This window comes from Streptomyces viridochromogenes DSM 40736, assembly GCF_000158955.1.
Classification (GTDB): domain Bacteria; phylum Actinomycetota; class Actinomycetes; order Streptomycetales; family Streptomycetaceae; genus Streptomyces; species Streptomyces venetus.
On sequence record NZ_GG657757.1, the window covers coordinates 6,041,980 to 6,066,309 of the forward strand.

Here is a 24,330-nt window from a genome sequence, read left to right on the forward strand (position 1 = left end):
CCGTGCCGAACTGGAGGCCGCCGTAAGAAAAAGCAACGGCGCCCTCTCCGACAAGCGCGGAACCGTCGCCGGCCGTCGCGCCCTCGCCCTGGTCGCGGACCGCTCGGGCACCCCGCTGAGCCTCGGGCCGACCACGGGGGAGGAGGTGCCCGACGCCCGGTACGAGGAGTCGGCATCCCCGGCCGAGGGCGTTCCGGCGGCCTTCCCGACCCTCCAGAAGCCCGCCTCCCCGACCCTGGTCACCCACCGCTCCACGCCCGCCTCCCCACGGGCGGCCCGGGGCGGCATCAAGGGCATGGCCCGGCGCAACCTGGTGGCCGCGGGCGCCGGTGCCCTCCTCGTCGCCGTGCTCGGCACGGTGGTGACGCTCGGCGCCACCTCCGACAAGGACCAGAACCCGCCGTCCGACCGGGTCGGTGTCAACCCCTCGGCCAGCCAGGGTCTGAGCGGCGGCAGCCTGGGCGCCGACCGTCCCGCCGACGACAGCAACGGCGACACGGGCGCGGCGACGAGCCGGCCGACCGACCCGGGCCCGGACGGTACGCCGGGCACCGCGGACGATCCGACACCGACGGGCGAACCGAGCGGCTCGCCGAGCACCGGCGACCCCGGGGCCACGACGAAGCCGCCCACGTCGTCGAAGCCTCCGACGACGTCCAGGCCGCCGTCGACCTCGAAGCCGCCCACGACGTCCAAGCCCCCGACGACCTCGAAGCCGCCGACCTCGCAGCCGCCCACGTCCGAGCCGCCGACCTCGCAGCCGCCGACGACGACTCCGCCGACGACCAGCCCGAGCACCTCGGACACGGCCAGCGGCCCGGCGCCGAGCAGCCCGACCACGACCACCGCGAGCGCTTCGCAGAGCGGCTCGGCCCCGGTGATCTGACACCCGTACACACAGCAGGGCCGGGTCCGTTCCGCGGACCCGGCCCTCTTCGTCGTGGGGGTGTGTCAGAACAGCCGGAGCTTGTCGTCCTCGATGCCCCGCAGCGCGTCGTAGTCGAGGACCTGGCAGCCGATGCCCCGGTCGGTCGCGAGGACACGGGCCTGGGGCTTGATCTCCTGCGCGGCGAAGACGCCGCGGACCGGGGCGAGATGGGGATCGCGGTTCAGCAGCTCCAGATAGCGCGTCAGCTGCTCCACGCCGTCGATCTCACCGCGCCGCTTGATCTCCACCGCGACGGTCCTGCCCTCGGCGTCCCGGCACAGGATGTCGACGGGCCCGATGGCCGTCGGGTACTCGCGGCGGATCAGGGTGTAGCCGTCGCCGAGCGTCTCGATGCGGTCGGCGAGCAGCTCCTGGAGGTGCGCTTCCACGCCGTCCTTGATCAGGCCGGGATCCACACCCAGTTCGTGCGAGGAGTCGTGGAGGACTTCCTCCATCGTGATGATGAGCTTCTCGCCCGCCTTGTTGATGACGGTCCAGACGCCCTCGTCCTCGCCGGTGCCCTCCTTCAGCGTGCAGGGCGGCGACATCCAGTTCAGGGGCTTGTAGGCCCGGTCGTCGGCGTGGATCGAGACGCTGCCGTCCGCCTTCACCAGAATCAGGCGCGGGGCCGAGGGAAGGTGGGCGGTGAGCCGCCCGGCGTAGTCCACGGAGCAGCGGGCAATGACGAGACGCATGGTCGGCAACGCTACTCGACAGGCACCTGTCGACGCGATTCGCCCTGGAAAACGCGTGTTCAGTAATGGCCGATTGTGTGCATGGTGTGCTCATTGAGAGTGTGCCATCTGCTCATTCTCCTGGTGCCGTCACCGTCGGTTGCTTACCGTATGAACGGGAGGTCGCGACGTGTGTACGCAGCGTGTCCGGTATCGCGAACTCCCTTATCTGTCCGGCAACCCCTGCCCGCCGGGCGGGGGTGCGAGAGGAGAACTCATGTCGCTCGACGTCTCACCGGCCCTACTCGAACAGGCCGAGCGAGGCGAGGTCGACGAAGCGGAATTCGTCGACTGCGTCCGGACCTCCCTGCCCTATGCGTGGGAGATGATCAGCTCCCTGGTGGCCCAGCTGAAGGTGGACGGCGGTGCGTTCGCCGACAACCAGACGCCCCCGCCGGACGAGCAGGCACGCGGTCAGTTGCTGCGTGCGCTTGCGAGTGACGCGATACGCGGCGCGCTGCAACGGCACTTCGGTGTGCGGCTGGCCTTCCAGAACTGCCACCGGGTGGCCGTGTTCCCGCTTGACTCCTCGGTTGACGAGAAGCTGGACCGTTTCACCTCGGTCCGCAGCCAGGTGCTGAACCAGTCGCCCGAGTTCCGCGACTGCTGAGGCGCCGCTCGCTTGCCGCTCCGTACGCGGGAGGTGCGGTTTTGTACCGGAGCGGCAAGCCCCCAGGAAAGCACCGCGTTCTCAGACGAGTTGGGGGAGCACCTCGGCCCCCAGCCGCCGTACGTTCTCCTCGGTCGCCGCCAGATCACCGGAGCCCTCGACGAGCAGGGCGAAGCGGGAGATGCCGGTCCGCTCGCTGGTCGCCGCCAGCCGGTCGGCGCACAGACGCGGGGTGCCCACCGGGTGCAGCCCGCAGAGCAGTTCGGTGTAGGCCAGCGGGTCGCGCATCCGGCGCGTACGCCCGTCGACCGTGACGTGCGCCTCCAGGCCCTGCTTCAGCCAGCCGGGCATCGCCTTCATCAGCGTCTCCGCCGCGTCGACCCGCCGGTCCGCGATCTGGCAGATGCCCGCCGACACATGGGACGCGCCGAGGATCTCCTCGGCCGGCCGGCCGCACGCCCGCGCGTGCTGCCGCCACAGCGCGACCATCTCTGCCTTCTCCTCGTCCCCCACGTGCATCCCGAGCAGCATCGACAGGCCGCGCTCGGCCGCCAGCCGCACGCTCGACGGCGAGGTGCAGGCGACGACCACTTCCGGCCCCGCGACCTCGCCCAGGGCCTCCGACGGCCGGGGCACCACCGGGACCTCACGGAAGCGGAACCGCTCCCCGTCGGCCGCCACGGACGGCTCGCGCAGCCAGCGCACCAGGAGGTCCAGGGACTCCGGGAACCCCTTCTCGTACGCCTCCAGGCCCGCGCCGAACACCTCCAGGTCGACCCACGGGCCGCCCCGGCCGACACCGAGCGTGAAACGGCCGCCGCTCGTGTGGTGCAGCAGCGCGGCCTGTTCGCCGAGGGCCACGGGGTGGGCGGTGGGCAGGACGCTGACCGCCGTACCGACCCGGAGACGGCGGGTGCGGCCGAGCAGCAGGGCGGCCAGTGTGACGGCCGACGGGCAGGTGCCGTACGGCACGAAGTGGTGCTCGGCCAGCCAGGCCGTGTCGAGCCCGGCCTCCTCGGCCACTTCGGCCGAGCGGACCGCGCGGTGCAGCGCTTCCCCCTCGCCCTGACCGGGGAACTGGGCCGCCAACACGAAACTTCCAACGCGCATTGCTTTCCTGCTTCCTTGGCTCCGACACGGAGCTCCCCCACAGGGCATAACCGTCTGACACGTGCCGAGGACACGGCCGGGCGGAGTATTTTGCGGATTGTCTGCAGAATGGGGCGTTCCGCGCGGAGCCCGGGGGAGACCCGGCGGGGAGCCCGCCTCGCCCGGCGAGGGACTTGTGGCGATTGGTACCGTACGCGTACCCCCGTCCGCGCCGCGTAGGCTGGACACGGCCCGTGCTTCCTGTATAGCCCCGAGAGGTGTCCCGTGTCTCCGCGTCGCAACCGACCCAACGGCGCCGGTTCTTCCGGCCGGAGCGCCGAGGACGACCGCCCCGGCCGCTACGGCGGCTGGCAGGCCTCGGAGGACTGGCAGGGCGAGAACTGGAACGTGCGGCACGTGGCCGGCGCGAGCGCGCAGGGCAAGTCGTACCGCTGCCCCGGCTGCGACCAGATGATCCCCGACGGTGTGCCGCACGTGGTGGCCTGGTCCGAGCACACGGGCGTCGACGACCGCCGGCACTGGCACAAGGCCTGCTGGAACGCGCGGGACCGCCGCACCCCCGGGGTGCGGCGGTCCCGTAACGCGCCGAGATTCTAGGCCGCTCGCGGCCCGCGACGACCTTCCCGCGCCTACACGTCCCGCTTCTCCAGCAGCGCGAAGGCGCCGCCGAACGCCACGGCCGTGACGCCGAGGATGATCCACAGCGGGTCCCAGCCGGACGGGCCGGACTGGCTGAGGGAGTTGGCGTAGAAGACGCTGAGCTGGTTCGGGATCGAGTACTCGAACAGGGCGTCGCGCACGGCCTCCAGGGACTCCGAGAACATGAACAGCGCGATCACCAGCGGGGCCAGCACGGTGCCGATCATGATGGTGATGGCGCCCGCCGAGTGCCGGATGATCGAGCCGACGACCAGCGAGAGCAGGCCCAGCAGCGCGATGTAGAGCGCGATGCCGACCGTGCCCTTCAGCCACTCGCCACCGGTGGGGTCCTTGGCGCCGTTGTCCGCCAGCATGGCCACGTGCAGGAACGCGACGACCGACGAGGACACCAGCGTCACCACGAACGCGACCAGGAAGAACACGATGGCCTTCGCCGCCAGCACCCGGCCGCGACTCGGGCACGCGACCATCGTGGTGCGGATCATGCCCGTGCCGTACTCCGACGCCGTGGTCAGCACGCCCAGCGTGATGATGCACATGCTGCCGAGCAGCAGCCCGAAGAAGCCCAGGGACAGCGCGTTCTCGCCGGCCAGGTCCGAGGAGGAGCTCGACACGACGACGCCGGTCAGCAGGCCGATGCCCACGACGAGCAGGACGAACACGCCGAGCGTCCACATCGTGGAGCGCACCGACCTGATCTTCGTCCACTCGGAGGCGATGGCGTGACCGAGGTGCGTGCGCACGACCGGGATCGGCGAGGTGTAGCCGGGATACGGCGAGCCGGGGGCGGGATGAGCCGCGCCGGAGGCGGGATGCGCGGCACCGGGTGCCGCCTCCCAGCTGGGTGCGGCCTGCGGCATCTGGGGCTGGGGGCTGCTCATCGGGCGTCCTCGGGCTTGGTCAGGTCGGAGGTCGGGACGGGAGCGGGCGCGGTGGCGGGCGCCGCCGCCTGGGGCGCCGGGCCCGCGGGCGGGGCCTGCGGCGGCTGCGGTGCGCCCTGCGCGGGCGCCTGCGGGGCCCGGCCCGCCGACTGGGCGTGGGCGTACGGGTTGGGCGTACCCACGCCGGAGGCGTCAGGGGCGCCCGGGACCCCGGGCGCGCCGTACGGGCCCGACGGCGCCTGGCCCGGCGCCCCCTGCGGCGGCATCCCGAACGGCTGGCTGCCCTGCTGGGGCGGCGGCGGGGCGTACCAGCCGGGCTGGCCCTGGCCCGGCACCGGCATCGGCGGCTGCGCGCCCGGCGGCAGCGGCTGCTGGAGGCCTTCCTTCTGGTCGATGGTCGAGCGGTAGTCGACCGCGCCCTGCGTCATCCGCATGTACGCCTCCTCCAGCGAGGCCTGGTGCGGCGACAGCTCCCACAGCCGTACGTCGGTGCCGTGCGCGATGTCGCTGATGCGGGGCAGCGGCAGCCCGGTCACGCGCAGCGCGCCGTCCTGCTCGGGCAGCACATGACCGCCCGCCTCGGTCAGCGCGGCCGACAGCTTCTCACGCTGCTGCGGCTCGGTGTCGGGCGTCCGGACGCGGGCGAAGTCCGCGGAGTTCGCGGAGATGAAGGCCGTCACGCTCATGTCGGCGAGCAGCTGACCGCGCCCGATGACGATGAGGTGGTCGGCGGTCAGCGCCATCTCGCTCATCAGATGGGAGGAGACGAAGACCGTACGGCCCTCCGCCGCCAGGGCCTTCATCAGGTTGCGCACCCAGAGGATGCCCTCGGGGTCGAGGCCGTTGACGGGCTCGTCGAACAGCAGCACCTGCGGGTCGCCGAGCAGCGCGGCGGCGATGCCGAGCCGCTGCCCCATGCCGAGGGAGAAGCCCTTGGACCGCTTCTTGGCCACGTCCTGGAGGCCGACGACCCCGAGCACCTCGTCCACCCGCCGGGCCGGGATGCCCGACAGCTGGGCCAGGCTCAGCAGGTGGTTGCGGGCCGCCCGGCCGCCGTGCACCGCCTTGGCGTCCAGCAGGGCCCCGACCTGGCGAGGGGCGTTGGGCAGCTTGCGGTACGGAAAACCGCCGATCGTCACCTGCCCGGCCGTCGGGTTGTCCAGACCGAGGATCATCCGCATCGTCGTCGACTTGCCCGAACCGTTCGGCCCGAGGAAGCCGGTGACGGCCCCGGGCCGCACCTGGAAGGAAAGGTTGTACACAGCGGTCTTGTCGCCGTAGCGCTTGGTCAGGCCGACTGCTTCGATCATGCTCCGCACCCATCGCAAGGTTCAGGACAGCGGGGCACACGCCCCCGTAAGGGTTAGGAGCTTATCGACGAGCTGACGGTTCCACTCAAATCAAAGTAAAGGGTGGGACGCGACACCCGGTCCTAGGCGTCGCGCTTCTTCAGCAGCACGTACCCGCCGACGAGTGCCGCGAGGACCCACAGCCCCATGATCCCGAGGCCGCCCCACGGCCCGTACGGGGTGTCGTCGTCGATCGGGGTGACCACCTGCATGATCTTGCTGCCGGCCTGGTCCGGAAGAAACCGGCCGACCTTCTTCGTCGCGTCGACGTTCCCGAGGATGTTGGAGATCAGGAAGAAGAACGGCATCAGGATGCCCAGCGACAGCATCGGCGAGCGCAGCATCGCGGCGACGCCCATCGAGAACATCGCGATGAGGGCCATGTAGAGGCCCCCGCCGATCACGGCCCGCAGCACCCCCGGGTCGCCGATCTCCGCCCGGTGCTCGCCGAGCATCGCCTGTCCCAGGAAGAACGCGGCGAAGCTGGTGACGAGGCCGACCAGGAGGGCGAGAGCGGTGGCCACCGAGATCTTGCTGAACAGGAACGAGCCGCGCTTGGGCACCGCGGCCAGCGAGGTGCGGATCATGCCGGTGCTGTACTCGTTCGACACCACCAGCACCCCGAACACGATCATCGCGAGCTGACCGAGACTCATCCCCGCGAAACTGATGAACGTCGGGTCGAACTGCGCCCGGTCCTGCGCGCTCATGCTGTCGAACTCGTTCTTCGACAGGGCCGAGATCAGCATGCCGAGGGCGACCGTCACGACCACCACCAGCGAGAGTGTCCACACCGTGGACGCCACCGACCGGATCTTGGTCCACTCCGACCGTACGACCTGGGTCGTCGCCATGCTCAGCCCCTCTTCCAGCCGTCGCCCCACTGCTGCTGTGGCGGCGGCGGGCTCGTCTCGCTGTGTGCGTGGTACTCCACCGACTCCGCGGTCAGCTGCATGAACGCCTCCTCCAGTGAGGCCTGCTGCGGGCTCAGTTCGTGCAGCGTGAGCCCGTGCCGCGCCGCCAGTTCACCGACGAGCTCGGCCTTGCCGCCGTCCACCTCCAGCACCCCGTCACCGCTCTCGACGGCGACGATCCCGGCCTGGTGCAGCACGTCGAGCATCCGCTCCCGCTGCGGGCTGCGGACCCGGACGTACGAGCGTGAGTTGCGGGCGATGAAGTCGGCCATGGAGGTGTCCGCGAGCAGCCGGCCCTGCCCGATGACGACGAGGTGCTCGGCCGTCAGGGCCATCTCGCTCATCAGATGGGAGGAGACGAACACGGTCCGGCCCTGCGCGGCCAGAGACTTCATCAGGGTGCGGATCCAGTGGATGCCCTCGGGGTCGAGGCCGTTCACCGGCTCGTCGAACATCAGGATCCGCGGATCGCCGAGCAGCGCGGCGGCGATGCCGAGCCGCTGCCCCATGCCCATCGAGAAGCCCTTGGTCTTCTTCCGCGCGACCGCCGTCAGCCCGACCGTCTCCAGCACCTCCCGCACCCGGCTGCGCGCTATGCCGTTGCTCTGCGCGAGGCACAGCAGGTGGTTGTAGGCGGTACGCCCGCCGTGCCAGGCCTTGGCCTCCAGCAGGGCGCCGATGTACGTCAGCGGCTCCTTGAGCTGGTGGTAGTGCTTGCCGTCGATACGGACGCTGCCGGCGGTGGGGTGGTCGAGACCCAGGATCATCCGCATGGTCGTGGACTTGCCCGCACCGTTGGGCCCGAGGAAGCCCGTGACGATGCCCGGTCTGACGGTGAAGGACAGGTTGTTGACCGCCACCTTCTCGCCGTAACGCTTGGTCAGCCCCTCGAGCTCAATCATGCCGCCACGCTAGAACGTGACAAAGCCCTCTGCCACCCGAGCGGCAGAGGGCTTTGCGGAGATTCAGACTCCGTATGCCGGGCTGTTACCGGGACTGCTGGGCCGGGACCCCACGGGAGATCGGCTCGTCCTCGGCCGGCGTACCGGCGGCGGCCACCGCGGCGCCCGTGAGCGTGGCGAGCATCTCGCGGACGTTCGTCAGCTGGGCGTTGATGCTGTCGCGGCGGTTGGTGAGGGCCGCGAGCTCCCGCTCGGATTCCGAACGGATACGGTCGGCCTTGGCGTTGGCGTCGGCCACGATGTCCTCGGCCTGACGCTGGGCCGTCTCCACCGTCTGGCGGGCGCGGCGCTCGGCGTCCGTGCGCAGCTTCTCGGCCTCCAGGCGCAGCTGCTCGGCGCGGTGCTCGATCTCGGCGAGGCGCTTCTCGGCCTTGGCCTGACGGGAGGCCAGGTCGCGCTCGGACTGCTCCCGGCGCTTGGCGAGGTTCGTCTCGAAGTCGGCGGCGGCCTGCGCGGCCTTGGCGCGGGTCTCCTCGAAGAGGGCGTCCGCCTCCTCGCGCTTGGACTGCGCGTCCTTCTGCGCCTCGGAACGCAGCTGGGAGGCGTCACTCTTGGCCTTCTCGACGATCCGCAGACCCTCGTCCTCGGCCTTGGCCTTGCGCTCCGCCGAGTACGCCTCGGCGTCGTTGCGCACCTGCTGGGCCGCCGACTCGGCGAGCTCGCGGTGCTGCTCGGCCGCGCGCCGGGCCTCCTCGCGCAGGTCCTTCGCCTCTTCCTCGGCGAGGCGGAGAATCTTCTCCACACGCGCGCCGAGACCGGCGTACGACGGCTCGGCGTCGTTGACCTGGGCTTGGGCGTTCTGCGTCTCGAGGTGGAGCTCTTCGATGCGCTTTTCCAGAGCGGTGATGCGGGCGAGAGCGCTGTCACGGTCGGAGACGAGCTTGGAGATACGTTCGTCCACCTGAGCGCGGTCGTACCCACGCCGCACAAGCTCGAAGCCGTAGGGGGAAGTGTCGCTCATGGGGTTCCTGTCGAAAGAGACCGGTGAGGTGATAGGTGGAATCCTAGGGGCCGAAACGGTGTGTCATCGAGCGGATGCGCGTTTGATCTGGAAAATGACACCCCTTTTGGGTGGCTCCCCGCAGGACGGCTTGCCAAAGACTCGGTCAACGGCCCCGGCAGACACCGGAATCACCCTCCAGTCTGGCCCGGACCCCGGGCGGCTTCTAGCCTTCCGAGGACTTGCCACCCGAACGGGGTGCGCCGACCGTCGCGCCCGCCTTGACCCCGTTGTCCTTCGCCGGTGACGGGGCCTCGAAGGATTCCAACGCCTCCAGGACGTCCTGGACACGGGAGATCTCGGCGTTGATGTCCTCGCGACGGCGGACCAGGACCTCCAGCTCGCGCTTGCCCTCCTCGACCGTGCGCTTCGCCTCGCGGATCGCCTCGGCCTTGAGCTCCTCGGCCTCCCGGACCAGCGTGGACTTCTTCTGCTCGGCCTCCTTGAGCAGCCCCTCCGCCTTCTTCACCGCGGCGATACGGACCTTGCCCGCCTCGGAGTTGGCCTCCGAGACGATCTCCTTGGCCTTCGCCTGTGCCTTCGCGAGCTGCTCCTCGGCGGCCTTGACGAGCGCGTCGCAGCGGTCGCCCGCCGTCTTCATCGCCTCCGCCGACTCCCGGCGGGCCCGCTCGTGCAGCTCCTCGATCTCCCCGGTGATCCGGTCGCGCAGCTCCTCCGCGCGCTCCCTGATCTGCGTGGCGTCCCGGCGCGCGCCGACCAGCAGATCGTCCGCGTCCGTACGGGCCTTCTCCACGAGCGAGTTGCCCTCGACGGTCGCCTCGGATACCAGCCGGTCGGCCTCCTTGCGGGCCGCGCCCACCATCGTGTCGGCCTGCGACTCGGCCTCCGCGGTGGTCTTGTGCGCCTGCTGCTGCGCCTCGGTGAGCAGCTTGTCGGCCTCCGCCGTGGTCTCCGTGATGAGCTTGTCGACCTGCTCGGCCGCCTCGGAGCGCCGCTTGTTGGCGTCCTTGCGGGCCTCGTCCAGCGTGCGGTCGGCCTCCTCGCGCGCCGACGTGACGAGCCGCTCCGCCTCCGCCTCCGCGTCGGCCTTGACGCGGTCGGCCTCGCCGCGGACCCGCTCGGCGTGCTGCTGCGCCGAGCCGACCGTCTCGGCGGCCTCGGCCCGCAGCCGCTCCGCCTCGCCACGTGCCTCGCCGACCAGCTGTTCGGCCTTGGCGGCCGACTCGGCCCGCACCCGATCGGCCTTCGCGGCCGCCTCGGACCGGACGCGCTCGGCCTCGGAGAGGGCCTCGGTACGGACCCGCTCGGCCTCGGTGACCGTCTCCATCCGCAGCCGGTCGGTCTCCTGGACCGTCTCGGTGGTGAGACGCTCCGCCTCGCTGCGCGCCTCGGTGATGAGCGTGTCCGCCTGCGTCGCCGCGTCCGAACGGATGCGGTTGGCGTCCTCACGGGCGTCCGCCCGGGTGCGCGAAGCGCTCTGCTCGGCCTCGGCGATGGCGTCCGACGCCTCCGTACGCGCCCGCTGGGCGTGCTCGGCGACGTCCGCGCGGATCCGCTCCGCCTCCGTGATCGCCTCGGACATGGTCCGCTCGGCGAGCGTCTTGGCGGCCTCGGTCTCCTGGTGCGCCTCGCGCCGCAGCCGGGCGGCGTCCTCGCTCGCCCGTTCCCGCTCCGCGTAGGCGTCCGAACGGACCCGGTCCGCCTCCTCCTGCGCCTCGCGCCGCGTACGGTCCGCCACGTGCTCGGCGGCGCTGCGCAGCCCGGCGATCTCCTCCTGGGCCTGCTCGTGCAGCCCGGCGACGGAGTCCCGGACCTGCTGGGCGTGCTGCTCGGCCGCGGACACCATCTCCGTGGCCCGCCGGTCGGCCTCCTCGACCAGCCGGACGGCCTCGGTCTGCGCCTCCTCCACGCGCTTGCGCGCCGAGGCCAGCAGCTCCTCGCTCTGCTCGCGGGCCCGCTCGCGCTCCTGGTCGGCCTCCTGCCGGGCGCTGCCGAGCAGTTCCTCGGCCTCACGCCGGCGCCGGTTGGCCTCCTCCTGGGCGGCGGCCAGCGTCTCGGACGCCTCCGTGGCCAGCCGCTCGGCGGCGGCCTGCGCCTCCGCGCGCACCCGGTCGGCGCTCTCCTGCGCGTCCGACTTCAGCCGTTCGGCCTCGTTCGCGGCCTCCGACCGCAGGCGGACGGCGACGGACTCGCCCTCGGCGCGCGCGGCGGACGCGTCGGAGGCGGCCTCGTCGCGCAGCCGCTGGGCCTCCGCCTCGGCCTGCTGCTGGAGCGTACGGATCCGCTCGGCGGCCTCCGACCGCAGCCGCTCGTTCTCCTCGGCGGCCTCGCGGCGGATCCGGGAGGCCTCCTCACGGGCCTCCGACAGCGCCTGCTCGGCCGCGGTGAGCCGGTCCTCCGCCTCCGTCTGGAGCCGCGTCAGCTCCTCGGCGGCCTCGGTGCGGCGGGCCTCTATGGCCCGCTCGGTCTCCTCGTGGAGCTCCAGCACCGCGCGCTCGGCGTCCGCCTTGAGGGACTCGGCCTGCTCGATGACCTCCTCGCGGTGCCGCTCGGCCTCCTGCCGGGTGCGCTGGAGGGTCTCCTCGGCCTGCCGGCGCAGGGTCGTCGCCCGCTCGATGGCCTCCGTACGGACCTTCTCGCTGTCCGTCTGGGCCGTCGTCCGCAGCTCGTCCGCGTCCGCCTTCGCCTTGGCGAGCAGCTCCTCGGCGGAGCGCGCCGCCTCCTCGATCTGCGCCACGGCCTCCCTGCGGGCCTCGGCGCGGATCCTCTCGCCCTCCTCGACCGCGTCCGCCCGCAGCTGCTCGGCCTCTCCGCGCAGCCGGCGGGCCTCCTCCTGGAGCTCGACGGTCTTGGCGCGGTACTCCTTGGTGTCGTCCTTCGCCGCGCCCTTGAGCTCCTCGGCGATGTCGTGCGCCTCGGCGCGCAGGCGGTCCGCCTCGGCCTCGGCCTCCCGGCGGATCCGCTCGGCCTCCTCGGCCGCGGCCTTGGTGGTCTTCTTGGCGTCCTCCGACGCCTTGGTGAGGACCTCCTCGGCGGTCCGGGCCGCCTTGGACAGCTGGGTCGCGGTCTCCTCGGCGGTGAGCGTACGGGCCTTCTCGGCGGCCTCCGCGACGATCTTCTCCGCCTCGGCGCGGGCGTCCGCGACCAGCTGCTCGGCCTCGGTCTTGGTGTTCTCGGCCTCCTTCGTGGCCTCCTCGACCAGCCGGGCGACCTGCTCCTTGGCCGTGCGCGTGCGCGTCTCGTTCGCGGACTCGGCGCTCGCCAGGGCCTTGGCGGCGGCCTCCTTGGCCTCCGTGACCAGCTTGTCCGCCTCGGACTGCGCCTTGCGGAGCGCCTCCTCGGCCTCGGCCATCCGCTGCTCGGCGGCCTTGCTCAGCTCCTGGGCCTCGCGGCGCGTGGACTCCGACTCGCTGGCCGTCGACGTGCGCAGCTGCTCGGCGTGGTCCGTGGCCTCCTGCGCCTGCGTGGAGGCGGCGTTCAGCAGCCGCTCGGCGTCCGTGCGGGCACGCCGCAGGATCTGCTCGGCCTCGGCACGGGCCTCCTCGGCCGCGCTGGTCAGCCGCTGCCGGGCCTCGTTGGCCAGCCGCTCGGCCTCCGCGCGGGCGGTGGCCAGGGACTGCTCGGCCTCGGCCCGGGACTCCTCCAGCAGCCGGCGGGCCTGCTGCTCGGTGCGGGCCCGCAACTGCTCCGCCCACGCCACGTTCTCGTTGACGTGCGACTCGACCGTCTGGCGGCGCTCGGACAGCTCCTGGTCCAGCTGCTGGCGCCGGGTCACCGCCTCCTGGTGCAGCTCGGCCTGGAGCCGGGCCGCCTGCTCGGCGTGCTCCTGGAGGATCCGCTGGGTCTGGGCCCGGGCCTCGCTCAGCTCGCGGTCGGCGTCCGCGCGGATCTGGTCGGCCTGCACCTGCGCGTTGCGCAGCAACTGCTCGGCCTGCCAGCCGACGTCGCCCCCCTCGAAGGAGGGCCGGGACATGATGGTGCGCCGCGCCTCGTGCAACTTGGCGCGCAGCACCTCGACCTGGTAGCCGAGGTCCTCGGCGTGCTGGATCGCCTTTTCCCGTTCGGTCTTCAGCCGCTTCATCTCGGCTTCGAACCGAGAGAGGTGGTCGACGTCAGCCGCCGGCTCTCGCTCCTGGCTCTCGTAGCCCCGCACTGCGCGGTCCCATCCGTCCCCTGGTCGCAACTCTCTCCAACGAGCTCCGTCCATCCACCGAACGGGGCCCCCGGGGAATGGTGTCAGATCATCGGCGGAGCACGGGCTGCTGCCCCGACGCTCGTCCCCCGAAACCCGGAACCCCGGTAGTCCTGCCGTCGCACGGCGGGACCGCGGTCACCCTGGACTGAGCGGCGACCGGACCCAACCCTACCGGCCCTTATGTACGAGGGTCAGTGCTCAGGTGACTCAACAGGTGCCGAAGTGACCAGTTCTGTCAGTACGCCATGACAGTCCTTGGGGTGCAGGAAGGTGATCCGTGACCCCATGGAACCGCGTCGGGGCTCTTCGTACAGCACGCGTACGCCCTTGTCCTTGATGTCCGCGGCCTCCGAGTCGACGTCCGCCGTACCGAAAGCGATGTGGTGGACGCCCTCCCCGTTCTTCGCGAGCCACTTCGCGACGGTGGAGTCCTCGCGGGTCGGCTCCAGAAGCTGCAGGTAGGAGGCCCCGCCGTCGGACGTTTCGTTGATCTTGAGCATGGCCTCGCGCACGCCCTGCTCCTCGTTGACCTCGGAGTGGAACACCTCGAAGCCGTAGGTGGCACGGTAGAACTCGACAGTCTTGTCGAGGTCGAAACAGGCGATCCCGATGTGGTCGATTCGCGTCAGCATGAATTCAGTGCAGCGCCCCGGAGGTGGTTACGCAACGTGCGCGCGATCACACCGACAGCCGGATGACGGCACGGAGTGCCACTCAGTACATTCGAAGTAAACCCTCGTTCACTCCTCGGCAGTGCAGCCGGTAAGGGGATCGCAGCTCATGTCTGGATCGAACAGCACGACATCGGTGATCGTCGCGGGCGCGCGTACGCCCATGGGGCGGTTGCTCGGATCGCTGAAGTCCTTCTCCGGAGCCGACCTCGGCGGCTTCGCGATCAAGGCCGCCCTCGACCGTGCGGGAATCGGTGGCGACCAGGTGCAGTACGTGATCATGGGGCAGGTGCTCCAGGCCGGGGCGGGGCAGATCCCGGCGCGCCAGGCCGCGGTCAAGGCCGGCATCCCGATGAACGTGCCGGCGCTGACCATCAACAAGGTGTGTCTGTCGGGCCTGGACGCGATCGCGCTCGCGGACCAGCTCATCCGTGCGGGTGAGTTCGACGTGGTCGTCGCCGGCGGCCAGGAGTCCATGACCAACGCCCCGCACCTGCTGCCCAAGTCCCGTGAGGGCTTCAAGTACGGCGCGGTCGAGATGCTCGACGCCATGGCCTACGACGGCCTGACCGACTCCTTCGACGGCGTCGCCATGGGCGAGTCCACGGAGCGGCACAACACCCGGCTGGGGATCGCCCGGCCCGAGCAGGACGAGATCGCCGCGTTGTCGCACCAGCGTGCGGCCGCCGCGCAGAAGAACGGCCTGTTCGAGGCCGAGATCACGCCGGTGGAGATCCCGCAGCGCAAGGGTGACCCGGTGCTGTTCAGCAAGGACGAGGGCATCCGGGGCGACACGACCGCGGAGTCGCTCGGCAAGCTGCGTCCGGCGTTCGCCAAGGACGGCACGATCACGGCCGGTTCGTCCTCGCAGATCTCCGACGGTGCCGCCGCCGTCGTGGTGATGAGCAAGGCCAAGGCGCAGGAGCTCGGCCTGGAGTGGATCGCCGAGATCGGGGCGCACGGGAACGTGGCCGGGCCGGACAACTCGCTCCAGTCCCAGCCGTCCAACGCGATCCAGCACGCGCTGAAGAAGGAGGGGCTGGGCGTCGAGGATCTCGACCTCATCGAGATCAACGAGGCGTTCGCGGCGGTCGCCGTGCAGTCGATGAAGGACCTCGGGGTGTCCACCGAAAAGGTGAATGTCAACGGTGGCGCCATCGCGCTGGGTCACCCGATCGGGATGTCCGGCGCGCGACTCGTGCTGCATCTCGCGCTGGAGCTGAAGCGGCGCGGTGGTGGTGTGGGCGCTGCCGCGCTGTGCGGTGGTGGTGGTCAGGGTGACGCTCTGATCGTGCGGGTACCGAAGGCCTAGGACCGGTCTTCGGACCTGCCCCTTGAGATGAGAACGGAGCTGTGATGCAGGACGTCTCCACGCTGGTCGCCCAGGCCAGGGAGGGCCGGCCGCGGGCCGTGGCCCGGTTGATCTCCCTGGTGGAGGGGGCGTCCCCGCAGCTGCGGGAGGTCATGGCGGCACTCGCGCCGCTCACGGGCGGGGCGTACGTGGTGGGTCTGACCGGGTCGCCGGGGGTCGGCAAGTCCACGTCGACCTCGGCGCTGGTGACGGCCTATCGCAAGCAGGGCAAGCGGGTCGGCGTGCTGGCCGTCGACCCGTCGTCCCCGTTCTCCGGGGGTGCGCTGCTCGGTGACCGGGTGCGGATGTCGGAGCACGCGTCGGACCCCGGGGTGTACATCCGGTCCATGGCGACCCGGGGGCATCTGGGAGGCCTTGCGTGGGCCGCGCCCCAGGCCATCCGGGTGCTGGACGCGGCGGGGTGCGACGTGATCCTCGTCGAGACGGTGGGTGTGGGACAGTCCGAGGTGGAGATCGCCTCGCAGGCGGACACGTCCGTGGTGCTGCTCGCGCCGGGGATGGGGGACGGGATCCAGGCGGCCAAGGCCGGGATCCTGGAGATCGGCGATGTGTACGTCGTGAACAAGGCGGACCGGGACGGGGCCGATGCGACGGCCCGCGAGCTGAACCACATGCTGGGGCTGGGGGAGGCCCGGGGGCCGGGGGACTGGCGACCGCCCATCGTCAAGACGGTCGCCGCGCGGGGGGAGGGTGTGGACGAGGTCGTCGAGGCCCTGGAGAAGCACCGGGCGTGGATGGAGGAGCGGGGGGTGCTCGCGGAGCGGCGTGCCGCGCGTGCGGCGCGGGAGGTCGAGACGATCGCGGTGACGGCGCTGCGGGAGCGGATCGGGGACCTGCACGGGGATCGTCGCCTCGGGGCGCTGGCGGAGCGGATCGTGGGCGGGGAGCTGGATCCTTATCGGGCGGCTGACGAGTTGGTCGCGGGGTTGACGGAGGGCTGAGCGAGCGGCGGGCCTTTGGCGGGCCTGTGGGTCGGGGCCGCGCCGGGGGGTGTCCGTCCTCGGAACGGCGCGACCAGGTCACCTGCCGACTGACTGGCGTCACACGCGCCGCCCGCTGCGGGCGGACACCCCCCGACACGGCCCCTTGCGTGGCGCCCTAGCTGCGGGCAGTCGTGCCGCTGGGGCGATGGGGGTCCCCCCTGCTCGAGCGAAGCCGAGAGCTTGGGGGAGGGTGGGCGCGGCGGCACCTCGTGGCGCCGAGTGCCGCATCGCCCCGGCGTCAGCATGGACGCCGGGGCGATGGAAAATGACAGTTGCTGATCAGTCCTGGTCGTCGGACACGTCAGCTGTGACCTTGCCCGAGTCGAGGTCGATCTTCCAGTCCTGCTCGGCCCCGCCGGACTTGCGCGTCTCGGCCTCCCAGGACTTGTCCTTGCCGTCCTCGTCCAGGTCGACGGACGTCACGACGCCCTTGCCGGCAGCAGCCTTCGCGGCCTCCTCGGCCGTCACGGAAGCGCCCTTCAGGGCTGCCCGCACCTGCGCCGTGTCGTCCTCGTCGTCGGTGTGCGTACCGAGGACCTTGCCGCTGGACGGGTCGACGCTCACGCTGTGCCAGGTGTCGTCGCCGGACAGGACGTCGACCTTCCAGATCACCTTGTCGCTGTCGTCCTCGTCGTCCAGCTCGGCGGAGACGACCGTGCCGGGGGTGTGCTTCAGCGCGGAGGAGATCGCCTCGGGCGCCGTGAGGTGGGCGGAAGACACCTTCGCGGTGTCGTCGTCCCGGTCGTCCGCGCCGTCGTCGTCCCGGCCGTCGTCGTCCGACAGTCGAGTGTTCGCCGCCTGCCGCGCCGAGCCCCCGTCGTCTCCCGTGGTCGCGAGGGCCGTGGCCGTACCGCCTCCGATCAGAGCGGCGGCGGTCACAGCGGCGATCACGATGTTGCGCTTCATGCGGATTCCTCCCGAGTCGTTTCGTTTTCGACGCCTTCAAATCTGGCTGAGGGAGGCTGAGAGGAAGCTGAAGGCCCCTGAAAGGATCTTCAGGTTGGCTTTGCCACTCTTTACGCATGCGCCTGTTGATCGTGGAGGACGAGAAGCGGCTGGCCCTGTCGCTCGCCAGGGGCCTGACGGCCGAGGGGTACGCCGTGGACGTCGTCCACGACGGACGGGAGGGGCTGCACCAGGCCTCGGAGGGCACCTACGACCTGGTCATCCTCGACATCATGCTGCCGGGCCTCAACGGCTACCGGGTCTGCGCCGCGCTGCGCGCCGCCGGGCACGAGGTGCCGATCCTGATGCTGACCGCCAAGGACGGTGAGTACGACGAGGCCGAGGGGCTGGACACCGGCGCGGACGACTATCTGACCAAGCCGTTCTCGTACGTCGTGCTCGTCGCCCGGATCAAGGCCTTGCTGCGCCGGCGCGGGGTGGGCGCGGGGGCCTCGCCCGTGCATGTGCACGGGGATCTGAAGGTGGACACGGCGGCTCGGCGGGTGTTTCTGGGGGACGACGAGATCGCCCTCACCGCGAAGGAGTTCTCCGTGCTGGAGCACCTCGTGCTGCGGGCCGGGGAGGTGGTGTCCAAGTCGGAGATCCTCGAGCACGTGTGGGACTTCGCCTACGAGGGGGATCCGAACATCGTCGAGGTGTACGTCAGCACCCTGCGGCGCAAGCTGCGGGCCGGGCTGATCAGGACGGTCCGTGGGGCCGGGTACCGGCTGGAGGCGTCGCCGTGAGGCGGCTGTTCGGGTCCGTCCGGGCGCGGGCCACGCTCGGTGCCACGCTCGTGGTCGCGGTGGCGCTCGTCGCCGCCGGGGCCGCCGTCCTGCTGTCCCTGCGGTCCAATCTGATCGGCGAGGCCGGCACGCAGGCGGAGCGGTCCGCCCGGGCGGTCGCCTCCGAGCTCGCCGCCGGGACGCCGTACGGCAAGCTGTCGGGGCTGGACGGCGACGACGGGCCGGTGCAGGTCCTCGACGAGGACAAGCGGCTGGTCGCGGCCAGCGAGGATCTGGAGAAAATCAGCGGTACCGACTCCGATCGGGTGAAGCCGCAGCCACCGGTCGCGCCGCGCGAGGACGATGACGACGACCCCGACGACCACGAAGAGGCACTCAAGCCCGGGGAGATCGCCGGGAAGAGCGTCTTCAGCAACGGGTCCGTGACGATCGACGGCGACACGGAGGACTACCGGTTCGCCGCCGTGGAGGTGGAGACCGAGGACCGCGGGCGTCTCAAGGTCTACGCCGGTTCCCCGCTGGCCGCCGAGCACGGGGCCGTGCGGACCGCGCTCACGGTGATGCTGATCGGGTTCCCGCTGCTGCTCGGCGTCGTCGCGGGAGTGACCTGGCTGGTCACCCGGCGCGCGCTCAGGCCGGTGGAGGGCATCCGGCGCGAGATGGCCGCGATCACCCACTCGGAGGACCTCGCCCGGCGCGTTCCGGAGCCGGACACGCACGACGAGATCGCCCGGCTCGCCAGCACCACCAACGAGACGCTCGCGGCCCTGGAGACCTCCGTGGAGCGGCAGCGACGGTTCGTCGCCGACGCGTCGCACGAGCTGCGGAGCCCGATCGCCTCGCTGCGGACGCAGCTGGAGGTGGCCGCGGCGCATCCCGAACTGCTGGACCTCGACGGGGCCGTGGAGGACACCGTGCGGCTCCAGCGGCTCGCCGCCGACCTGTTGCTGCTCGCCCGGCTGGACGCGGGGGAGCGGCTGGGCGACGCACGGGTCGACCTCGCCGGGCTGGCCCGGGAGGAGACCGAGGGACGGGCGGGCGTGACGGTGGACGCGGAGCCGGTGGAGGTGGCCGGTTCGCGGGGGCAGTTGGGCCGGGTGCTCGCCAATCTGCTCGACAACGCCCAGCGGCACGCCCGGTCGGCCGTCACCGTGCGTGTGGGGCCGGAGGGTGGTACGGCCGTGGTCGGGGTGGCGGACGACGGGGAGGGTGTCCCCGAGGCCGACCGGGAGCGGATCTTCGAACGGTTCGTCCGGCTGGACGCCGCCCGCAGCCGTGACGACGGCGGGGCCGGGTTGGGGCTCGCCATCGCCCGGGACGTCGCCGTACGGCACGGCGGCACCCTCACGGCCGGCCAGGGGCCCGCAGGCGGAGCCCTGTTCGAACTCCGCCTGCCTCTCGCCTAGCCGGTGCGGTCTGTGGTCACGGGCGTCCGCGCTGGTCGCGCAGGTGCTCCGCGATGGGCTTGAGGGCCTTGTCGAGTTCCGTCAGGGCCTCCGGGGACAGCAGGTCGATGAAGTGCCTGCGCACGGACGCCACGTGGTGGGGCGCCACCTGCTGCATCGTCGCCATGCCGTGGTCGGTGAGGACCGCGTAGAGCCCACGGCGGTCGGACTCGCAGTTCTCCCGCCGGACCAGGTTCGCGTTCTCCATGCGCGTGATCTGGTGCGAGAGGCGGCTCTTGGACTGGAGGGTGGCGGAGGCGAGGTCGCTCATCCGCATCCGCTGGTCCTCCGACTCGGAGAGGTTCACCAGGATCTCGTAGTCGTTCATTGTCAGGCCGAACGGCTGCAGGTCCTTTTCGAGCTGGTACGTCAACAGCCTGTTGACCTCCAGGTGGGTGCGCCAGGCGCACTGCTCCGCATCGGTCAGCCAGCGCGTGGCCGTCTCGGTCTCCATGAATGAAGTCTACCTAAAAGGTTGAAAGGCGAACTAGTGAGGGTTTTCGTGTGTCGTCGCACGCCTGCCGAACATTGGTGCGCAGGCGTTCGATGTCACACTCTGCAGACTACCGCTCACAGCCCGAAGCGACGCTGGAGGTCCCCCAGCTGTCCGGGAAGGCGCGGTACGCCGGACGGGCCGGGCTGGGGCCCCGACGGCCCGCCGCCGGGCACGCCGGCCTGGTGCGGAACGGCCCCCGTCGCCTGCTCGGCCATCAGGGTCTCGGACGACTGGAGCAGCACGGTGCCGGCGCCGACGAACTCGAATTGGTGCTCCTCGCCGGAGGCGCCCCCCAAGCCCGTCAGTGCACGTAGACCGCCCATTACGCCGGTCATGTACCCGTGGTCGTAGTGGTGGCAGGGGGAGGGGCAGTCGGCCCATCCGACCAGGGCCTGAGGGTCGACCCGAATGGGGGGTTCCATGAACACCACCGGGCCGTTCGACGCGGCCACGAACTTTCCGGTTCCGATGAGGGTCAGGAAACCCGGCACGATTGACTGCTTCAGCGACAGACTTGGCTGAAAAGCGAGCAGGTTGCCGGAGCGAATGGTCAGATTGCCGTCCTCCAGGTCATACGAATTGACGTCGAAGGCCCGGTCGGCGAGGAGCATCTTGCCCGAGCCCTCCGCCACGACCCAGTCGCTCGCGTGCAGAGGCGAATGAAAGGACGTACGGACAAGCCGGTCGAGCCGGCCGTGTCCGACGCCGTTGAAGTCGATCGAGCCGTAGTAGGCGATCATCTTCCCCTTCTGGAGGAACCACTGGCTCCCCTTCAGCTCCACACAGAAGGTGTACGCGTTGACGTTGTCGTCGGGCGGCAGCGTCGCCGGGTCGAAGACCGCGGGGCCGGCGCCCGGGGATCCGTACGTGCTCACAGCTTCTCCTCCGACGCCTGGACGTACACCGCACCGCTGCCGCTGAGCTCCAGCTGGAACGCCTCGCCCGAGCCCCGGCCCACCATGTCCCGCCAGCCGAGGGCCGTGGACAGCTTGTTGCGGACCTCGCCGTGGTGGGCGACGTAGGCCTGCGGGTCCACGTGGACCGGCCGCTGCGGGGTGATCGGGATCTCGATGACGCCCCCGTGGGCCATGACCGCGACCGCCCCGTGCCCCTTCAGCGTGGTCGTGAACAGCCCCTGGCCGCTGACCTGGCCGCGGACCATGCCCATGACGCCGCCCTGCGAGCCCAGGAACATCGTGCCCTGCTGGAGTGTGCCCTCGAAGGCCAGGAGGCGGTCCGCCTCGACGTACAGCGTGTCGCCGGAGAGGCGGATCACCTGGATGTGGTGCCCGCCGTGCCCGAAGAGGACGGTGCCGCTGCCCTCGACGGTCATCAGGGGCGTGTCCTCGTCGGCGACCCGGCGGCCGATCATCGACATGACCCCGCCCTGACCGCCGGCCATGTTGGGCGTGAAGGACACCTCGCCCTGGTACGCGAGCATCGCCCCGCGCTGACTGAACAGCCGCTGGCCGGGCGCCACCGTCGCCTCGACCATCTTGCCGTTGATCTCCCGGAAGGCCATGTCACACGTCTCCCGCGATCGTGTTCCGCTCGCTCGGCTGCACGTACACCAGCCCGTCCCCCTCGAACCGCATCTGGAAGGCCTCGCCGCCGCCCTCCCCGAGCAGCGTGCGGAACGTCACACCCGACTGGAAGGACTGCCGCAGATTGCCCTGGTGGGCCACGTAAGCCCCCGGGTCGACGGTCAGCGGGTACTGCGGACTCACCCGCAGCACGACCGCCGGCCCGTCCGACATGATCGCCGCCTGGCCGTGCCCCTCGACGGACGTTGTGAACAGCCCGTTGCCCTGCGAGGCGCCGCGCAGGCCCGTGAACTCCGTCCCCGTGCGCAGCCCGCCGTCGGTCGCGAGCAGGTTGCTCGACTCCACGTAGAGCTTGTCGCCCTGGAGACCGACCAGGTTGATCTCGGAGGCCCGGTCCGCGAACCAGCAGGTCCCCCGCCCCTTCACCTCCATCAAGGTCATCTGCTCACCGGTCAGCCGCCGGGTCACCATGCCCCGGATGCCCTCGCCGCCGCCGCTGAGCTTCTTGAAGGCCATCTCGCCGTCGTACGCGACCATCGAGCCGTTCTTCGCCTTCACGGCGTCTCCGGTCATGTCGACGGCGAGCACCTTGCTGCTCTGAAGTCGGAACATCGCCACGAAAGGGAAAGGTAGCCGCAGGCCGGGCCCCGCGGACAGGGCCCGTGGGTGGAGAACGACCCTGATGGCACCCCTAGGGGCGCGCGGACCGACCCCCGGCCGGAGGGCCCGCGGCGGTTTGTCACAATGGGCGGGACGCTTGTGCGTGCGTTCACAAACCGTCAGACCGTACAGACCTCGTCCAGACCGCCGCGTCTCTCCCACCGAAGGTGACCCGTGGACCTCAAGACCGCCACCGCCATCCGCCGCCTCCGCCTGGTCTCGGCCCCCGAGGCGATCTCCTTCCTCCTCCTGCTGGTCTGCTCGGTGCTGAAGCGGACCACGGACTTCAACGCCGTGCCGGTGATGGGCATGGTCCACGGTGTGCTGTTCGTCCTGTACGTGATCTTCTGGGCCGACGCGTGGAACCGGGCCAAGTGGTCCCTGAAGACCGCCGCGCTGTACTTCGTCCTCTCGGTGCTGCCCACCGGCGGGTTCTTCGCCGACCGTAAGCTGCGGCGCGAGACCGAGGACGCCCTGATCGCGTCCCGCGCCCGCCAGGAAGGCGTGGTGAACGCGTGATCGTCGCCTTCTCCGTGACGCCGCTCGGCGTCGGCGAGGACGTGGGGGAGTACGTCGCCGACGCGGTCCGCGTGGTGCGCGAGTCGGGGTTGCCGAACCGCACCGACGCGATGTTCACCTCGATCGAGGGGGAGTGGGACGAGGTGATGGACGTCGTCGGGCGCGCTGTCGCCGCGGTCGAGCGGCGGGCGCCGCGCGTCTCCCTGGTCCTCAAGGCCGACATCCGCCCCGGCGTGACCGACGGCCTCACCTCCAAGGTGGAGACCGTGGAGCGGCACCTCGCCGAGTAGCCCGTACGGAGCAAAGCCCCGGCTCATGACGAGCCGGGGCTTTTTCCTGTTCCGGCGGCCCGGCACGGCGCCCGGAGCAAACGCGCCCCCCGCACCGGGCAGTTCCCTCTGATGACCCGCGCGGCTCGCGGAGTCCGACACGCCGACCCACGATGAGGGCTCAGGGTCGACCGTCATCCGACTGCCGGATACGGCGGCCGCCGTCTGCCCCGCGAAGGAAGGGTCTGCCGGATGGACACTTCGACGTATACATCCCAGTCGGCGTTCGACGGCTCCAGGCTGCGCGTGATCCTGCTGGTCGACCTCCACGAAGGCACCCAGCAACAGTTCCTCGACGCCTACGAGCACATGCGCAGCCGGGTCGCGTCGGTTCCCGGTCACCTCGGCGACCAGCTGTGCCAGTCCGTGGAGAACCCGTCCCAGTGGCTCATCACGAGCGAATGGGAGACGGCCCCGCCGTATCTCGCCTGGGTGAACAGCGAGGAGCACATCGAGACCGTCCGGCCCATGCAGGACTGCGTCCGTGACATCCGGTCGACGCGCTACACCATCGTCCGTGAGACGGGGCGGGCCGTCCCGCTCGCCGACCGGGCCGGCGAGGAACTCCGGGGAGCCGTGCGGGTGGGCGACGGAGTGACACGCCACGCCCTGACGTTCACGGTCAAACCCGGCTCCGAGTCGAAGGTCGCGGAGATCCTCGCCGGATACGCACCGCCCCGGGCCCGTGTCGACGACTCCACCCGACTGCGCCGCACGACCCTGTTCATGCACGGCAACCGCGTCGTGCGCACCGTCGAGGTGGAGGGCGATCTGCAGACGGCGCTGCGCCACGTCTCCCGGCAGCCCGAGGTACGGGCCGTCGAGGAAGCCCTCAACCCGCACCTGGAACTGAGCAGGGACCTGGCCGACCCCGCGTCCGCACGCGCCTTCTTCATCCGCGCGGCCATGCCGGCCGTGCACCACGTGGCGCGCGGCGGAGCGGAGCCGGACGACCTGCGGCGGCACGCGCTGTACTACCCGGCCCGGGAGGGCTGCGGGATGGCGCTGGCGCGGCTGCTCTCCCAGCAGGACGAGGCCGCCGCGGACGATCCCGCGAGCCCCGTGCACCGCAGCACCGTCTTCCACCGGGACGACCTGGTCGTCCGTCTCATCGACACGCGCGACCCCGAGGCCGACCCGGCCAGGGCGCTCGGCATCCACGGCGGGCGCAAGGCCGCCGTGCTGGCCCGGCTGCTCGACGGCGCCGCACTCGGAGTGACAGGAGCGCTCTCCGGCGAACGGGACGCCACCCGCCTCCTGGCGCACACCGAGATGACGCCGATCACCGACCGCAGGGCTGCCGACCAGCCCTGACA

At 71.1% G+C, this 24,330-nt stretch carries 23 protein-coding genes and 1 pseudogene; 10 read left to right on the top strand and 14 right to left on the bottom strand.

The genetic code is table 11. From position 1 onward, the window contains the following. A pseudogene (locus SSQG_RS26775) lies at positions 1-886 on the top strand (ATP-binding protein); the annotation flags it as partial. Positions 887-951: 65 nt separating this feature from the next. On the opposite strand, the gene nucS reads toward SSQG_RS26775, so the two are convergent. Then, positions 952-1,623, bottom strand: a complete 672-nt coding sequence (gene nucS, locus SSQG_RS26780; RefSeq protein WP_039933674.1) for an endonuclease NucS — start codon at positions 1,621-1,623, stop codon at positions 952-954. 256 nt (positions 1,624-1,879) lie between these two features. On the opposite strand from nucS, the gene SSQG_RS26785 reads away from it, so the two are divergent. Next, positions 1,880-2,272, top strand: coding sequence for an SCO5389 family protein (locus SSQG_RS26785; protein WP_003993005.1), 393 nt, complete (start codon positions 1,880-1,882; stop codon positions 2,270-2,272). An 81-nt stretch (positions 2,273-2,353) separates the two neighbouring features. On the opposite strand, the gene SSQG_RS26790 is transcribed toward SSQG_RS26785, so the two are convergent. Continuing rightward, positions 2,354-3,382 (bottom strand): LLM class flavin-dependent oxidoreductase, encoded by a 1,029-nt coding sequence (locus SSQG_RS26790; protein ID WP_003993006.1) that lies wholly within the window; start codon positions 3,380-3,382, stop codon positions 2,354-2,356. Between the two features lie 264 nt (positions 3,383-3,646). On the opposite strand from SSQG_RS26790, the gene SSQG_RS26795 reads away from it, so the two are divergent. Further along, entirely contained in the window at positions 3,647-3,979 is a 333-nt protein-coding gene (locus tag SSQG_RS26795) for a hypothetical protein (protein WP_003993007.1), read from the top strand. 32 nt (positions 3,980-4,011) lie between these two features. On the opposite strand, the gene SSQG_RS42220 is transcribed toward SSQG_RS26795, so the two are convergent. From SSQG_RS42220 to mce, 7 genes are all read right to left on the bottom strand, one after another. After that, positions 4,012-4,923, bottom strand: a complete 912-nt coding sequence (locus SSQG_RS42220) for an ABC transporter permease subunit (RefSeq protein ID WP_039933677.1) — start codon at positions 4,921-4,923, stop codon at positions 4,012-4,014. Next, positions 4,920-6,233, bottom strand: coding sequence for an ABC transporter ATP-binding protein (locus tag SSQG_RS42225; protein WP_003993009.1), 1,314 nt, complete (start codon positions 6,231-6,233; stop codon positions 4,920-4,922). Before SSQG_RS42225 ends, SSQG_RS42220 begins: the two co-directional genes overlap by 4 nt. 122 nt (positions 6,234-6,355) lie before the next feature. Continuing rightward, positions 6,356-7,126 (bottom strand): ABC transporter permease, encoded by a 771-nt coding sequence (locus tag SSQG_RS26810; RefSeq protein WP_039933679.1) that lies wholly within the window; start codon positions 7,124-7,126, stop codon positions 6,356-6,358. A gap of 2 nt (positions 7,127-7,128) precedes the next feature. Then, on the bottom strand, positions 7,129-8,088 hold the full coding sequence (locus tag SSQG_RS26815; RefSeq protein ID WP_003993011.1) for an ABC transporter ATP-binding protein: 960 nt from the start codon (positions 8,086-8,088) through the stop codon (positions 7,129-7,131). A gap of 85 nt (positions 8,089-8,173) precedes the next feature. Further along, positions 8,174-9,109, bottom strand: coding sequence for a cellulose-binding protein (locus SSQG_RS26820; protein ID WP_003993012.1), 936 nt, complete (start codon positions 9,107-9,109; stop codon positions 8,174-8,176). Positions 9,110-9,314: 205 nt separating this feature from the next. After that, positions 9,315-13,262, bottom strand: coding sequence for a polarized growth protein Scy (gene scy / locus SSQG_RS26825; RefSeq protein ID WP_039933682.1), 3,948 nt, complete (start codon positions 13,260-13,262; stop codon positions 9,315-9,317). 233 nt (positions 13,263-13,495) lie between these two features. Continuing rightward, positions 13,496-13,936 carry a methylmalonyl-CoA epimerase gene (gene mce, locus SSQG_RS26830; protein WP_003993014.1) on the bottom strand — a complete coding sequence of 147 codons (441 nt, stop codon included), beginning with the start codon at positions 13,934-13,936 and terminating at the stop codon, positions 13,496-13,498. Between the two features lie 148 nt (positions 13,937-14,084). On the opposite strand from mce, the gene SSQG_RS26835 reads away from it, so the two are divergent. Further along, complete coding sequence (locus tag SSQG_RS26835) at positions 14,085-15,287, top strand: acetyl-CoA C-acetyltransferase (protein ID WP_003993015.1); 1,203 nt, start codon at positions 14,085-14,087, stop codon at positions 15,285-15,287. A 44-nt stretch (positions 15,288-15,331) separates the two neighbouring features. Then, complete coding sequence (meaB, locus tag SSQG_RS26840) at positions 15,332-16,288, top strand: methylmalonyl Co-A mutase-associated GTPase MeaB (protein ID WP_039935450.1); 957 nt, start codon at positions 15,332-15,334, stop codon at positions 16,286-16,288. Positions 16,289-16,609: 321 nt separating this feature from the next. Here the strand turns inward: meaB and SSQG_RS26845 are convergent, their stop codons facing one another. Next, the gene (locus SSQG_RS26845) at positions 16,610-17,236 is read right to left on the bottom strand and encodes a PepSY domain-containing protein (RefSeq protein WP_003993017.1); all 627 of its coding nucleotides are present in this window, start codon (positions 17,234-17,236) and stop codon (positions 16,610-16,612) included. A gap of 116 nt (positions 17,237-17,352) precedes the next feature. On the opposite strand from SSQG_RS26845, the gene SSQG_RS26850 reads away from it, so the two are divergent. Together SSQG_RS26850 and SSQG_RS26855 are read left to right on the top strand one after the other, a co-directional pair. Further along, on the top strand, positions 17,353-18,021 hold the full coding sequence (locus SSQG_RS26850) for a response regulator transcription factor (protein WP_039933686.1): 669 nt from the start codon (positions 17,353-17,355) through the stop codon (positions 18,019-18,021). Further along, positions 18,018-19,427, top strand: coding sequence for a sensor histidine kinase (locus SSQG_RS26855; RefSeq protein ID WP_003993019.1), 1,410 nt, complete (start codon positions 18,018-18,020; stop codon positions 19,425-19,427). Before SSQG_RS26850 ends, SSQG_RS26855 begins: the two co-directional genes overlap by 4 nt. A 16-nt stretch (positions 19,428-19,443) precedes the next feature. Here SSQG_RS26855 and SSQG_RS26860 read toward each other — a convergent pair whose 3' ends face one another. The 4 genes from SSQG_RS26860 to SSQG_RS26875 all read right to left on the bottom strand — a co-directional run bounded on the left by SSQG_RS26860 (position 19,444) and on the right by SSQG_RS26875 (position 22,118). Further along, positions 19,444-19,920: a MarR family winged helix-turn-helix transcriptional regulator gene (locus SSQG_RS26860; protein WP_003993020.1), complete on the bottom strand. Its 477-nt coding sequence runs from the start codon at positions 19,918-19,920 to the stop codon at positions 19,444-19,446. A 116-nt stretch (positions 19,921-20,036) separates the two neighbouring features. Further along, positions 20,037-20,837, bottom strand: a complete 801-nt coding sequence (locus SSQG_RS26865) for an AIM24 family protein (protein ID WP_003993021.1) — start codon at positions 20,835-20,837, stop codon at positions 20,037-20,039. Continuing rightward, complete coding sequence (locus tag SSQG_RS26870) at positions 20,834-21,484, bottom strand: AIM24 family protein (protein WP_003993022.1); 651 nt, start codon at positions 21,482-21,484, stop codon at positions 20,834-20,836. The genes SSQG_RS26865 and SSQG_RS26870 overlap by 4 nt, the downstream gene beginning before the upstream one ends. A gap of 1 nt (position 21,485) precedes the next feature. Beyond that, positions 21,486-22,118, bottom strand: coding sequence for an AIM24 family protein (locus SSQG_RS26875; RefSeq protein ID WP_039935451.1), 633 nt, complete (start codon positions 22,116-22,118; stop codon positions 21,486-21,488). Between the two features lie 222 nt (positions 22,119-22,340). Here SSQG_RS26875 and SSQG_RS26880 point away from each other — a divergent pair, with 222 nt between their 5' ends. The 3 genes from SSQG_RS26880 to SSQG_RS26890 all read left to right on the top strand — a co-directional run bounded on the left by SSQG_RS26880 (position 22,341) and on the right by SSQG_RS26890 (position 24,328). Beyond that, on the top strand, positions 22,341-22,685 hold the full coding sequence (locus SSQG_RS26880) for a DUF3817 domain-containing protein (protein WP_003993024.1): 345 nt from the start codon (positions 22,341-22,343) through the stop codon (positions 22,683-22,685). Next, positions 22,682-22,975 (top strand): MTH1187 family thiamine-binding protein, encoded by a 294-nt coding sequence (locus SSQG_RS26885; protein ID WP_003993025.1) that lies wholly within the window; start codon positions 22,682-22,684, stop codon positions 22,973-22,975. The genes SSQG_RS26880 and SSQG_RS26885 overlap by 4 nt, the downstream gene beginning before the upstream one ends. 231 nt (positions 22,976-23,206) lie before the next feature. Further along, complete coding sequence (locus SSQG_RS26890) at positions 23,207-24,328, top strand: SchA/CurD-like domain-containing protein (RefSeq protein WP_003993026.1); 1,122 nt, start codon at positions 23,207-23,209, stop codon at positions 24,326-24,328. The last annotated feature ends 2 nt before the right edge of the window (positions 24,329-24,330 follow it).

Coding starts and splice junctions, on each gene's coding strand:
- nucS (WP_039933674.1), bottom strand. CDS start 1,623: ATGCGTCTCGTCATTGCCCGCTGCTCCGTGGACTACGCCGGGCGGCTC.
- SSQG_RS26785 (WP_003993005.1), top strand. CDS start 1,880: ATGTCGCTCGACGTCTCACCGGCCCTACTCGAACAGGCCGAGCGAGGC.
- SSQG_RS26790 (WP_003993006.1), bottom strand. CDS start 3,382: ATGCGCGTTGGAAGTTTCGTGTTGGCGGCCCAGTTCCCCGGTCAGGGC.
- SSQG_RS42220 (WP_039933677.1), bottom strand. CDS start 4,923: ATGAGCAGCCCCCAGCCCCAGATGCCGCAGGCCGCACCCAGCTGGGAG.
- SSQG_RS42225 (WP_003993009.1), bottom strand. CDS start 6,233: ATGATCGAAGCAGTCGGCCTGACCAAGCGCTACGGCGACAAGACCGCT.
- SSQG_RS26810 (WP_039933679.1), bottom strand. CDS start 7,126: ATGGCGACGACCCAGGTCGTACGGTCGGAGTGGACCAAGATCCGGTCG.
- SSQG_RS26815 (WP_003993011.1), bottom strand. CDS start 8,088: ATGATTGAGCTCGAGGGGCTGACCAAGCGTTACGGCGAGAAGGTGGCG.
- SSQG_RS26820 (WP_003993012.1), bottom strand. CDS start 9,109: ATGAGCGACACTTCCCCCTACGGCTTCGAGCTTGTGCGGCGTGGGTAC.
- mce (WP_003993014.1), bottom strand. CDS start 13,936: ATGCTGACGCGAATCGACCACATCGGGATCGCCTGTTTCGACCTCGAC.
- SSQG_RS26835 (WP_003993015.1), top strand. CDS start 14,085: ATGTCTGGATCGAACAGCACGACATCGGTGATCGTCGCGGGCGCGCGT.
- meaB (WP_039935450.1), top strand. CDS start 15,332: ATGCAGGACGTCTCCACGCTGGTCGCCCAGGCCAGGGAGGGCCGGCCG.
- SSQG_RS26845 (WP_003993017.1), bottom strand. CDS start 17,236: ATGAAGCGCAACATCGTGATCGCCGCTGTGACCGCCGCCGCTCTGATC.
- SSQG_RS26850 (WP_039933686.1), top strand. CDS start 17,353: ATGCGCCTGTTGATCGTGGAGGACGAGAAGCGGCTGGCCCTGTCGCTC.
- SSQG_RS26860 (WP_003993020.1), bottom strand. CDS start 19,920: ATGGAGACCGAGACGGCCACGCGCTGGCTGACCGATGCGGAGCAGTGC.
- SSQG_RS26870 (WP_003993022.1), bottom strand. CDS start 21,484: ATGGCCTTCCGGGAGATCAACGGCAAGATGGTCGAGGCGACGGTGGCG.
- SSQG_RS26875 (WP_039935451.1), bottom strand. CDS start 22,118: ATGTTCCGACTTCAGAGCAGCAAGGTGCTCGCCGTCGACATGACCGGA.
- SSQG_RS26890 (WP_003993026.1), top strand. CDS start 23,207: ATGGACACTTCGACGTATACATCCCAGTCGGCGTTCGACGGCTCCAGG.